Below are 12,469 nucleotides of genomic sequence, written 5' to 3'. Positions count from 1 at the left end.
ATGTTGCCGCGAGAAGAATCCACTTCCACGATCCCGGGCGCAATCGCTGCCATCGTCGTTCGGGCGCGCAGGTTCATCGAAGGCCTGGCGCAGCCCTGGCTCGTTCAACTGGTGCTGCGTATCGCCCTTGCCGTCCCCTTCTGGAAATCGGGTATGTTGAAGTGGCAGGGTTTCCTGCAACTGAACGACACGGCCATCACGCTCTTCACGGACGAGTTCCAGTTGCACCTGCCCGGCGGCCCCTACCCGTTTCCCGCTCCCGCGGTCTTCGCATTTCTTTCCGCATGCGGCGAAGTCACGTTTCCTGTACTGCTGGTGCTGGGCATCGGCACCCGGTTCGCCGCCGCCGGCCTGTTCGCCATGACCTGCATTATCGAATTGACCGTGCCGGACGGCTGGCCGATTCATATCACGTGGGCAGCCATGGCGCTTGGTATCGCTGCATGGGGCCCCGGCCTGATCTCGATCGACTACCTGCTGGGAGACCGTGCGAGCCGGTCATGAAAACCCAGGATCTGGTCGCCCTGCTGGCGAGGAACGCCCAGCCCATCGCGCGCGACGCCATACCCAGGCTGCTGGCGCGCGCGCTCCTGCTCGGCCTCACGGGCAACACGATCCTGCTGGTCGCGTTATACGGTGTCCGAAGCGATATGCCGGAGTTGATCCTCACAACCCTGTTCTGGGCTCGGCTCGCTTTCCCTCTTGCGATCATCGCCACCGCGCTGGCGCTGGCAGAGCGGCTGGGGCGGCCGGGCGCCCCCATCCGGCTGGCCTGGTTCGCAGTCGTCTTGCCGATGGTAGCCGTGCTGCTCGCAGCCGGAGGCATCCTGGTGGCCACGCCGCCGGGTTACCGGCTTCAGCTGATGCTCGGCACGACATGGCGGACCACCACCGCGGACGTCGTGCTCCTGTCCTTGCCGTCGCTTGCCGTGATGCTGTTCACCATGAAGAAGCTCGTCCCTACCCGCCTTGCTCTCGCGGGTGCCGGAGCCGGTTTGCTGGCCGGTGCGCAGGGACTGCTGGTCTACTCGCTGTATTGCTCCGAAATGGCGGTGCCCTTCTGGGGAATCTGGTTCGTACTCGCCCTTGCCATCACCACCGGCATGGGCGCGACCGTCGCGCCCCGCTATTTGCGATGGTGAATCGGCATCGACGGAATGGAAGCGTTCCCGGCTTCGCTAAAACGCAAACTACATCGCTCTGAGCGCTTCATAAACGCGCGCAAAAAATTCGTTCGCATCGTCCGGATCGAGCCACCGCACGACGAGCGCAAGGCGCGGGGACGGCTCGATCCACATGAACGAGTTGCCCGCCCCCCCACACCGAAGTAGCTCGATGCCGGAACACCCGGAAACATCTTCTGCGTCGTGTTGAGCCGCACAAGATAGCCGTAATAAAGCGCAATCGCACAACGGCTACCTCACGGCGCGCAGCCGCCTGGGGCCCGGCGGGCTGACGCCCTGACCATCACGAACCCGGAGCTGCATCAGCGCACGCTGCAAGTCCGGACGATGGCAGGCCGCACCTTGCCGCGAGCCGTCGTTGCGTTCGTGGAACGGGTCAAAGAGGCTATCGAAACGCCGGAGCTGGCGGATTAGCGACTTTTCGCATCGGAAACCCGGTCAAATTACGGCTCCCGCCGCAAGCAGCCCAGATTGAACTGACGCGCATGCCGGCGCCCTTGCGCACTTCTGTCACAATCGGAGCTGGCCCTTACGCCGCCCCGGCTCCCGCAACGCACCCCAACGGAATCTTGTCGATGTCCATTTTCGGAATCAGCCTCCACGTCATCATCGCGCTGTTTTTCGCCGTCCATGCAGTGCGGACCCAGCAGCACCTGTATTGGCTGCTGATCCTGTTTCTGTTCCCCGGCATTGGCAGCCTGGTGTACTTCTTTGCCATTTATTTGCCGGAGCTTCGCCAGTCGCGCGGAGCGAGAGCCGCCACGCGGACCCTCTCACGGCTCGTGGATCCCAACCGGGCGGTGCGCGAGGCGCGCATGGATTTCGACGGTGCGCCGACCGTGGCGCATCGCATGCGTCTGGCTGCCGCGCTGCTCGATGCGGGCGATGCCGCCGAAGCCTTGACGCATTACCAGACGGCGGCCAGCGGGCCGTTTGCCTCCGATCAGGCGCTGCTCGAAGGACTGACGCGCGCGCAGTTCGCCACCGGCGACGCCTCGGCCGCGAAGGAGACGCTGGAGCGGCTGTTCGCGGCCCATCCCCTCTGCCGCCAGCAGCCGGAGCCAGCCTTGCTGTACGCGAAGGCGCTGGCTGCGATCGATGCGCCGCAAACGCGCGCCGCATTCGAGACGGCGCTCGCCAGCGCGCGCGACGCGGAACCGCGGTGCCTGTACGCCGACTGGCTCTCCGCGCGGCCCGATGAAGCAGACCGCGTGCGTGCGCGCGAACTGTATGCCGAGATCGTGCAAGATGCGCGGCACTGGCCGCGCCATGCCCGCGAGCACAACAGCGAGTGGCTGCAGCGGGCTCAGGCCGGGCTGGGACGGTAAGGGGGTGGGTAAGTTCTCGGGAGGCTAATGGCGGCGGGCGGCCAGAAGTAGCCAGAAGTGGCCACCCGGGAATGCGAAGCCGAGTGAGCGCTTCGAATCCGTCACAGATGCACGTCGACAGATCCCAGCAGTCTTGCCGTAATGATCTGTTCGGCCTCGGACATGATGCGATCAATCAACTCCTTGACGGTCGGGATGTCATGGATGAGCCCTGCCACCATTCCGCAAGACCACGCCCCGGCATCCAGATCGCCCTCCTTCATGACGCGCGGATACACGCCCCCCACCTCCTGCGCGATATCGGCAAATGTGATTTCCGTACCCAGTTGCCGCTCTTTCTCGAGCAGGCGCTCGACACCCCGGTTGTTCAGAACCCGTTCAGTATTACGCAGCGGACGCATCACAAGACGCGTGTCGAGTTCGCTGGCGGCAACGATTGCATCCTTCACCTTCTGATGCACAGGTGCTTCCCGGGTCGCAACGAAACGCGTTCCCATGTTGATGCCCGCTGCTCCCATTGCAAGCGCCGCAACCAGCGAGCGGCCGTCGGCCATACCGCCCGATGCGACGAACGGAATCTCCAGTTCGTCTGCCGCGCGCGGCAAGAGTATGAAATTCGGAACATCGTCCTCGCCTGGATGGCCGCCGCATTCAAACCCGTCGACGCTCACCGCATCGCAGCCGATAGCTTGCGCTTTAAGCGCGTGCCGCACGGAGGTGCATTTGTGGATCACCTTGATGCCTGCCTCGTGCAAGACTGGCAGCCATTGCTGCGGGTTATTCCCCGCGGTTTCGACGATCTTGACGCCGCCTTCGATAATGGCCTTTACATACCCCGGATAGTCAGGCGGATTGCGTGCCGGCAGAAACGTCAGATTGACACCAAACGGTTTCGAGGTTGCCACCCGGCACTCGCGAATCTCGCTCGCCAGCGCTTCCGGCGTCGGCTGCGTGAGCGCCGTGATGATGCCGAGACCGCCTGCATTGGAAACCGCTGCCGCCAGGCCGGCAAAGCCGACATAGTGCATGCCCCCCTGGATGATTGGGTGCTGGATGCCGAAAAGGTCCGTGATCTGTGTTCTCACTGCAAATTCTCCTATCGTTCGAAGTCTGGCACGCACGAATCAGAACTGCTCAGCCGGCAGTGCCATCAGGCATTCCGATCCCGTTCTGACACGCTGGCCCAGGGCGAAAACCACCGGCAATTCGCGGTCAAACCAGTACCGGGCAAGCGCGAGCTTGCGTTCGAGGAATGCGCTGTTTTCCGACTGGGGCAGCGTCGTCCTCGCGACGTAAGCGATACGCAGCCACATCCATGCGCAGGCGAGAATGCCCAGCATCGTCAGGAAGTCGTGGGAAGATCCGCCAGCGTCGTAAGCATCGCGCGAAGATTCACTGAGCCAGCTCGCACAGTCCCGCACTTCCCAAGCCGCAGCGTCGAGTGCATCTGCATACGGACGCAGATCCTCGTGATCATGCGCTTCGCGCGCAGTCTCATCCAGCATCGCCAGAAACTCAGCGAATGGCCGCCCTTCGGACGACGGCAGTTTCCGCAACACCAGGTCCAGCGCCTGCACACCGTTGGCGCCTTCATAGAGCTGGAAAATGCGGCAATCTCTAACGAGTTGTTCAACGCCATTCTCGCGGATATAACCGTGGCCGCCCATCAGTTGCATGGCATCGTTCGCCGACTCAAACGAGCGGTCGCTGAAAAATGCCTTGATGACTGGCGTGAGCAGACTGCCGATTGCGATCCGCTGCGCCCGCCGGGTTTCGTCAGGTTCGTCGAGCAAGACACGCACGTACAGTCCCAAGGCACGCGCGCCTTCGATAAACGCCGCCTGCTTCAGCAGAAGACGCCGCACATCGGGGTGAACGACGATCGGGTCTGCCGCGCCGCCCGTGCGATCGGCGGCCTTCGCTGCACGTCCCGCCAGCCGTTCACGGGCGTATCGTGCTGCATGGCCGTATGCGCGGTTAGCAGAGGAAAGCGCCTGCAATCCGGTGCCGAGGCGCGCCAGATTCATCATGTCGAACATCCCGCTCATACCTGCCGACGACTTGCGTGCAGAACCCGTTGCCGCCCTCGACTCCTGAAGCGGGTAGGCGCACGCGTTCTCGAAGGCGAGCGTGCACGTGGCACTGCCTTTGAGGCCCATCTTGTGTTCGATGCCGGTGACGGTGACGCCGTTGCCGCCGCCTGGCGCCCCGGTCGTCGTATCGATCGACAGTTTGGACACGAGGAACAGCCTGACAGTGGAGAGATCGTCGACAATGCGACCGTTCTCATCCGGAACTTTGGCGAGCACGAGGTGGATGACGTTTTCGCTCAGATCGTGATCCCCACCCGAGATAAAAATCTTCGTACCGCTCACACGCCACGTACCGTCTTCCTGCAGGGTGGCACGCGTTTTCATGAGACGCAGATCGGTACCGCAATGCGGCTCGGTGAGGCACATCGTGCCAGCCCATTCGCCTTTCACCATACGCGGTACGACATGGCGCAGCATCCAGTCATCGCCGGTGTGTCGAATGGTGGCGTGCGCGCCGTTGGTTAGCCCTGTGTAAAGGCCAAGCGAGTTGCAGGCAGACGCCGAAAATTCCCGCACGGCCTGACCAATCGAGTCGGGCAATCCCGCGCCACCATAGGCCTCCGGCGCCGATACGCTGTTCCAGCCCGCCTCGCATTGCGCGGCGTGACCGGCCTGATAACCCGGGGGCGTTTTGACTGCGCCGTTTTCGAGCCGGCAGCCGGCCTCGTCGCCCGGTCCATCCAGCGGCGCCCAGACTTCCTCGAAGAAGCGGGCCGCCTGCTCCAGCACCTGGCTGGTGTCGTCGCGCGAGAGATCGCCGATCGCATGCGGGGCAAGCGGGCCGATCACGTCGTGCAGCAGGAAGAGATAGTCGTCAACGGGCGCGTTATACACAATAGACACGGCAATAGTCTCCTGAAGAATACAAAGCGGCATTCGCCGCGTTCACGAGCTTTCGCGATTCAAATAGCGTCGACAGGAAATCTGCCTCGTCATTCTTCATTAGCATACCGAATTGAATGCGGGATCGTAAAACTACGCAACGCTTCGGCGATCTTTTCCCTATCGTAAGTATCGTCGAGCACCTCGACTTCGACGAAGAATCCGCTACTTCCCCGGTCTGTCGCTCGCAACGTCGTGTGTTCACCAGCCCCGGCCTGGTCGAGCGAGGCTCGAAACATACGCTCGATAGCATCAAGACGCAGTACGTTTTTCTGAATCTTGCCCACCTGCGTCTTGGGCATCTCGGGGAGCACGTAGCAGTGCCTGGGCACGGCTGCGCGCTCCGGTACGTGCTCGGCGGCAAAGCGCAGAACAGCCTCCGCTGTGGCATGTTCGCCCGGTTTTACCACCACATATGCCACCGGCACCTCTCCCGCGTGCGCATCCGGGGCGCCGACCACGGCGGCATCCTGGATCGCCGGATGCGCGAACAATGCTTCCTCGACCATCTTGGGATCGATGTTATGGCCGCCGCGAATAATCAGGTCCTTGGAGCGGCCGGTGATCCATAGCCAGCACTGTGCGTCGAGATAGCCAAGGTCGCCGGTATCGAGCCAGTCGCCGTCGATCCAGCGCACGCTCTGCGCGTCGTCGAGATAGCCGGGAAACACCGACGGTCCACGCACGATCACCAGTCCCGATTCGCCCGGCGCACAGTCCGCCGCGAGCCCCGTCGAATCGACCCGAACCACGCGTACCTGCTGATAGGGCAGACGCACACCCGAGCTCCCCACCTTGACTTCATCACCGTATGGCGTGATACACGTAACGGCAGTCGTCTCCGTCATGCCCCAGCTTTCCCGTATGCGCAACCCGGTCATCCGATGGAATGCCTGTGCCACGGTTGTCGATAGCGGCGCTGTCGACGACGCGACGTAACTGAGCGTCGAAATATCCGCTCCGTTTAAAGGAATCGACAGTACCTGGTTGACCAGTGTCGGCACGAAGGTCACCATATTGGCGCCGAACGCTTCGACGATGCGCCATATGTTGGGCAGTACCGTCGGATTGCGGAACCCGCCCGAGGTCATCAGGACCATCGTCGAACCCTTGGCCAGCGGCCCGTAACAGCCCACCACAGCACCGGCAACGTGGAAGATCGGCACGCCGACCAGACGGACTTCGTCAACGTCGAAGCCCGAAAGATGCTTCGATGCCCAGATCCAGAAAACCTGGTTGCGATGGAGATGACGCGCGAGTTTCGGCGCACCGGTTGTCCCGCCGGTATGAAAGAGCGACGCGGTGTCGTCGGGCGCAAATACGCGCCCCGAAACGAGGCGGTCTTCCGGAAAGCGTTCGAGCACGGTATCGAAATCGATAACGGGGACGTCCGCCACGGCTTCGACGCCTCGCGCCCTGCCGCCCACGCGGATCAATGCAGTGATCGACGGTACGCCCCGCGCGACCGCCTCGGCCTTGGCCCAGATCTCCGGATGATCGTCGCCGGCAAACGCAACAAGGACCTTGGTACCTGCCGCGCGAAACATCTGGATCAGGATTTCCGGCTCCAGCATCCAGTTTGCGGGGTTCACAATCCCTGCTGCCTGCGCGCCCCAAAGCACGTACTGCGATTCGGGAATCGCAGGCAGCAGCACCGAAACCACATCGTCCTTGCCGACGCCGAGCTCAGTCAACAGATTCGCGGTCTGATGAATCCTTGCGCGCAGTTGCGCGAACGTGATGTGCGTGGCCGTCTCCAGCGGACGCGCACCGTCGGTAAAGAACTGGATCGCGACCTTGTCCGGATCGATGCTGCAACCGTCCATCAGCATCTGGTAGGTCGACGCCGGCAGATTGCGCGATTCCAGCGGCACCTGTTCGAAGCGCGCTACGTCAGCTTCGCTGAGTAGCAGTTCCGGTGAGTAGTAGTCCGGCAAACGGGATGTTGCGCGAGCCATTCTGGTCGTCTCCTGTTCGAGTTTTATTTAGTGGGTGTGCGCGGCGCAGCATGCCGCCGCGCACAATGAGCGCGGATCTCGCCGCCGCTCAACGCCCCTTGAAGCGCGCCTCGCGTCGCTCGACGAAAGACTGGATGCCTTCCTTGAAGTCTTCGGACGCGAACACTTCCTCACGCACGCGCGGAATGACCTCGATGGCGGCCTTTTCTCCGTGTTCGATGTAAGTCAACGCTGCCGCCTTGGTCGCGCGCAGACCGATCGGCGCGACCTTGCAGATCAGCGCAGCGATCTCCATCGCGCGCTCACGGTGCTGACCATAGGGATGCACTTCCTGCACGAAGCCGCAGCGCAACGCCTCATGCGCGGAAAACTCGTCGCACAGGAACAGGTGATACATCGCATTGCCCCAACCGGTGCGCGTCAGATAGCGAAAATGCGCGCCGCCGAGCGGGGCGATCCCGCGCTTCGATTCGAGTTGGCAAAAGCGCGCCGTATCGGCCGCGATGACGATGTCGGATGCCAACATCTGTTCGATGCCGATCGTGTAGGTAATGCCGTGCACCACCGAAATTACCGGCTTGCGGCAGCGCCGCTTGAGCCCGAACGGATCGACCTGGTCGTCGGGAATCGGCTTGGCCGTCGCGCTCGGGCCAAAGAACTTCGGCATGTCGAGACCTGCCGTGGTGTGCTCGCCAGCCGGATCGAGAACGGCCACCCAGAGGTTGTCGTCGTCGTCGAACTCGGTCAGACGTTGCGACAACTGCTGCATCAACTCGGGCGTGATCGCGTTCTTCTTCGCCGCGTTGTCGAGCGAAATCACCGCGATGTGATCCACTACGGTCATACGAACTTCGGGCGTGCCTGCGTCATTGCTCATTGCTGTGCTCCTTGATTGCGGAATACGTCGTAGAGGGAGGTTCGGACGCCGATTCAGACCGCCGTAGTGCCGCCGTCCACGGCGAGGATCTGCCCGGTGATGTGCTTGCCCGCGTCGCTGGCAAACAGCAGCGCTGCGCCTTTCAGATCGTCGTCATCGCCGATGCGTTGCAGCGGCGCACGCTCCGAGAGCTTTTCGACGCCCAGCTTTTCGATGGTGCCCTTCGTCATCTTCGAGGGGAAAAAGCCCGGTGCGAGCGCGTTGACCGTGATGCCGTGCGGCCCCCACTCGCCGGCCAAAGCGCGCGTGAAATTCACCACCGCGCCCTTGCTGGTGTTGTAGGCCAGGGTGGCTTGCGCGTGCGGTCCGTTTCCCTTAAGTCCTGCGATGGAAGCGAGATTGATGACTCGACCATTGCCGTTCGGAATCATCGAGAGCCGGCCAATCTTTTGGGTAAGCAGGAAGATCGAACGCACATTCAGATTCATCACCTTGTCCCACGCGGCCAGCGGATGATCGGCCGTCGCCGCGCCCCAGGTGGCGCCCGCGTTGTTCACGAGAATGTCTACGCGGCCCAGACGCTGCACGGCCTCGTTCGCGAGCCGTTCGACCTCCTCTTCCTGTGCGTTGTCCGCGGCAATCCAGTCCGCATCGACACCAAGAGAAGCCAGGTGAGCCTGGGCCGCCTGGAGTCCATCGGCCTTGCGCGCCGAGATGAGGACTCGGGCGCCCTGCGTCCCAAGGGCCTCCGCGATCTGCAAACCCAGTCCGCTGGATCCACCCGTCACGAGCGCGGTGCGGCCGCGCAGATCGAAAAGCTTTGCCACTGCTGTCATTTACGTCTCCTAGTCTCAAGCGCTCAAAGAACTTCGAACAGGCCGGCAGCGCCTTGCCCCCCGCCGATACACATCGTTACCACGACGTACTTCACGCCGCGCCGCTTGCCTTCGATGAGCGCATGCCCGGTCAAGCGCGAGCCGGTGACCCCATAGGGATGACCCACTGCGATCGCGCCACCGTTGACATTCAACCTGTCGTCAGGAATCCCAAGTTTGTCGCGGCAATACAGAACCTGACAGGCAAAGGCCTCGTTCAACTCCCACAGACCGACGTCCTCCAGCTTGACGCCCGCGCGCTCGAGCAACCTGGGAACGGCGAAAACCGGACCGATGCCCATTTCGTCAGGCTCGCAACCCGCGATAGCAAAGCCGCGGAATAGCCCGAGCGGCTCAAGTCCACGCTGCCCGGCGAGCTTCGCGTTCATCACGACGCAAGCCGACGAACCATCGGAGAACTGACTGGCGTTACCTGCCGTCACGACGCCACCCGGGAGTGCGGGCCGGATACGCGCGACGCCTTCGAGCGTGGTATCGGGGCGAATCCCCTCGTCCTGCGCAATCGTCACTTCACGGGTTACGATGCGGCCATCCGGGCCGACCGCGCCCATCGTGGTGGTCATCGGCACGATCTCGTCTTCGAAACGGCCCGCTGCCTGCGCCGCCGCGGCTCGCTGCTGACTGCGAACACCGTACGCATCCTGATCGTCCCTGCTGATCCCATAGCGGCTCGCGACCTGCTCCGCCGTTTGCAGCATGCTCCAGTAGAGTTCGGGCTTGTGCTCGACGAGCCACGGATCGAGGCGCATATGCGTGTTCGCCTGGTTCTGCACGCAGGAAATCGATTCGACGCCACCCGCAACGATCGCGGGCACCCCCTCCACGATCACGCGCTGGGCCGCCATGGCGATCGCCTGCAAACCCGACGAACAGAAGCGGTTCACACTTACGCCGCCCGTCGTCACCGGCAGTCCGGCACGCAGGGCGATCGCCCGGGCAATATTGCCGCCGGTGGTGCCTTCGCCGAAGGTGCCGCCCATGATGCAATCCTCGATTTCGGCAGGCGCAAGACCGGAGCGCTCTACCGCGTGTTTGACGGCATGGGCGCCGAGGGTCGCGCCGTGAGTCATGTTGAAGGCACCCTTCCAGCTTTTGGCCAGTGCGGTGCGGGCGGTCGAAACGATGACAGCCTCGTTCATTTTTTTCTTCCGTGAGAGTGGATGGGAATCAGCCGTTGAATGCGGCACCTTCGTCGGCGAGCCGCTCGATCAGGGCGGCGGGCGCCCAGCTCGGATCGTCCGCGCCGAATCCGCGCATCGTCCGGCGCACGTCGTAGAGGCCAACCGTGTCGGCGTAGAACATCGGGCCGCCGCGCCAGCGCGGGAACCCGTAGCCGTGCACGTACACGGCGTCGATATCCGAGGCACGCGCGGCAATACCCTCCCCGAGAATCTCAGCCCCTTCGTTCACCAGTGCGTAAATCAGGCGCTCGACGATCTCTTCGTCGCTGAAGCGGCGAGGCGTCACCCCCTTCTCGCGCCACCACGCTTGAAGCATCTCCCGCGTTCGAGCGGACGGCAGTGCCTTGCGCTGCCCCGGCGCGTAGTCGTACCATCCAGCACCCGTTTTCTGGCCGAAGTGCCCGGCCTCGCAGAGCCGATCTGCAATCTCGAAGCGCGGCATCGACGGATCTTCCCCATATCGGCGTTTGCGAATGGCCCAGCCGATGTCGTTGCCCGCAAGATCGCCCATACGAAACGGCCCCATCGCAAGGCCGAAGCGCTCGACCGCGCGGTCCACCTGCTCCGGCAGCGCGCCCTGCTCCAGCAGCTCGCCGGCACGATGCGCATAGCGTGCAATCATGCGATTGCCAATAAAGCCGTCGCACACGCCCGACACCACAGCGACCTTGCCGATGCGTCGCGCCAGTCGCATCGCCGTGTGGAGCACGTCGGGCGCCGTCGCCGCGCCGCGCACCACTTCGAGCAGGCGCATCACGTTGGCAGGACTAAAGAAGTGCAGCCCGATCACATCTTGCGGGCGACGGGTCTCCGCAGCGATACGGTCGACGTCGAGCGTGGAGGTGTTGGTCGCGAGAATCGCACCGGGCCGGGCCACTTCATCCAGCGCGCGGAAGGTGCGCAGCTTGACATCCATGTCTTCGAAAACGGCCTCGATGACGAGATCGCAATCGGCCACGTGCTCGATCGAGACCTCCGGCTGAAGCCGGGCCATGCGCGCTTCGAGTACGGCGGCATCGAGCTTGCCCTTCCTCACGCTCGCTTCGTAGTTCGCGCGAATCGCAGCAACACCCTTGTGCACCGCCGCCTCCGAAACATCGAGCAGCACGACCGGCACGCCAATGTTGAGGAAGTTCATGGCGATTCCGCTACCCATCAAGCCCGCGCCGACAACGGCCACCTTTTGTATCTCGCGCTCCGGCGTCGTTTCCGGTACGTCGAGCAGCTTCGCGGCTGCCCGTTCGGAGAAAAAGGCGTGCCGCAACGACCGCGACACGGGCCCATTCATCAGCCCCAGGAACAGACGTCGCTCGAGTGCGAGCCCCTCGTCGAACGGCAAGGTAAAGCTGGCTTCGATCGCATCGAGGCAGCACATCGGCGCCGGCAGATCCTTGTATTGCGCGGCAACGGCCTGGCGCGCCACGGCGAGATAACCCTCCGGATTCCTGTGCACCACCGCGCGCTCGCGCACGCGTGGGTGCGTGCCGCCACGCCGCGCCATCTCGCTGGCGAATGCGATAGCGTCGGGGAGCACATCCCCTTCGGCCATCCGGTCGAAGAGACCCGAGTCCGAAAGCGCGTCCGAGGTAATCGACACGCCATGCACGATCATGTTGGTGGCTGTTTCGAGCCCAATCAGGCGCGGCAGGCGCTGCGTGCCGCCCGCACCGGGCAGCAGTCCCATCGTGACCTCGGACAACGCGATGCGCGCACCGCGCGCAGCGACGCGGTAGTGGCAGGCCAGCGCCAGTTCAAGTCCACCGCCCATCGCCACTGAGTGCACAGCGGCAACCACCGGCTTGGGGCTGTTTTCGATGGCCGCGAGGACGGTGTGCAACCCCGGATCGCGGCCCGTCATGGGACCGTTGAATTCCTTCATGTCGGCGCCTCCCGAGAAGGCCTTGCCCGCGCCCGTCAAAACGAGGGCCTTTACTTCGCCGTCGGCGAGCGCGCGATCGAGTCCCTCGACAATGCCGATGCGCACGGCGTGTCCCAGTCCGTTGACCGGAGGATTGGCGATCGTGATGACCGCGACGTCGTTGACGACGGTGTATTCGGTGCTCATGACAG

Annotated in this window: 10 protein-coding genes; 3 read left to right on the top strand and 7 right to left on the bottom strand. The window is 63.3% G+C overall.

The window, feature by feature from the left end; genetic code table 11:
- The 3 genes from U5760_RS23150 (at position 1) to U5760_RS23140 (ending at position 2,512) form a co-directional block, all read left to right on the top strand.
- Positions 1–504, top strand: a complete 504-nt coding sequence (locus U5760_RS23150; protein ID WP_322014805.1) for a DoxX family protein — start codon at positions 1–3, stop codon at positions 502–504.
- Positions 501–1,142: a DUF1109 domain-containing protein gene (locus tag U5760_RS23145; RefSeq protein WP_322014631.1), complete on the top strand. Its 642-nt coding sequence runs from the start codon at positions 501–503 to the stop codon at positions 1,140–1,142. Before U5760_RS23150 ends, U5760_RS23145 begins: the two co-directional genes overlap by 4 nt.
- A 617-nt stretch (positions 1,143–1,759) precedes the next feature.
- Entirely contained in the window at positions 1,760–2,512 is a 753-nt protein-coding gene (locus U5760_RS23140) for a tetratricopeptide repeat protein (protein ID WP_322014630.1), read from the top strand.
- Between the two features lie 101 nt (positions 2,513–2,613).
- On the opposite strand, the gene U5760_RS23135 is transcribed toward U5760_RS23140, so the two are convergent.
- The 7 genes from U5760_RS23135 to U5760_RS23105 all read right to left on the bottom strand — a co-directional run bounded on the left by U5760_RS23135 (position 2,614) and on the right by U5760_RS23105 (position 12,464).
- On the bottom strand, positions 2,614–3,597 hold the full coding sequence (locus U5760_RS23135) for a nitronate monooxygenase family protein (RefSeq protein ID WP_322014629.1): 984 nt from the start codon (positions 3,595–3,597) through the stop codon (positions 2,614–2,616).
- Positions 3,598–3,636: 39 nt separating this feature from the next.
- Positions 3,637–5,448, bottom strand: coding sequence for an acyl-CoA dehydrogenase C-terminal domain-containing protein (locus tag U5760_RS23130; protein ID WP_322014628.1), 1,812 nt, complete (start codon positions 5,446–5,448; stop codon positions 3,637–3,639).
- 89 nt (positions 5,449–5,537) lie between these two features.
- Complete coding sequence (locus U5760_RS23125) at positions 5,538–7,445, bottom strand: acyl-CoA synthetase (protein ID WP_322014627.1); 1,908 nt, start codon at positions 7,443–7,445, stop codon at positions 5,538–5,540.
- Between the two features lie 88 nt (positions 7,446–7,533).
- The gene (locus tag U5760_RS23120; protein ID WP_322014626.1) at positions 7,534–8,322 is read right to left on the bottom strand and encodes a crotonase/enoyl-CoA hydratase family protein; all 789 of its coding nucleotides are present in this window, start codon (positions 8,320–8,322) and stop codon (positions 7,534–7,536) included.
- A gap of 53 nt (positions 8,323–8,375) precedes the next feature.
- Entirely contained in the window at positions 8,376–9,158 is a 783-nt protein-coding gene (locus U5760_RS23115; RefSeq protein ID WP_322014625.1) for an SDR family oxidoreductase, read from the bottom strand.
- Positions 9,159–9,181: 23 nt separating this feature from the next.
- The gene (locus U5760_RS23110) at positions 9,182–10,357 is read right to left on the bottom strand and encodes an acetyl-CoA C-acyltransferase (protein ID WP_322014624.1); all 1,176 of its coding nucleotides are present in this window, start codon (positions 10,355–10,357) and stop codon (positions 9,182–9,184) included.
- 28 nt (positions 10,358–10,385) lie between these two features.
- Positions 10,386–12,464, bottom strand: a complete 2,079-nt coding sequence (locus U5760_RS23105; RefSeq protein WP_322014623.1) for a 3-hydroxyacyl-CoA dehydrogenase NAD-binding domain-containing protein — start codon at positions 12,462–12,464, stop codon at positions 10,386–10,388.
- Positions 12,465–12,469 lie beyond the last annotated feature (5 nt).

The sequence above is a fragment of the Paraburkholderia sp. J12 genome, from assembly GCF_905220215.1.
GTDB lineage: Bacteria > Pseudomonadota > Gammaproteobacteria > Burkholderiales > Burkholderiaceae > Paraburkholderia.
The sequence above is the reverse complement of the archived record's forward strand: the minus strand, read 5'-3'. Positions and strand labels throughout refer to the sequence as shown.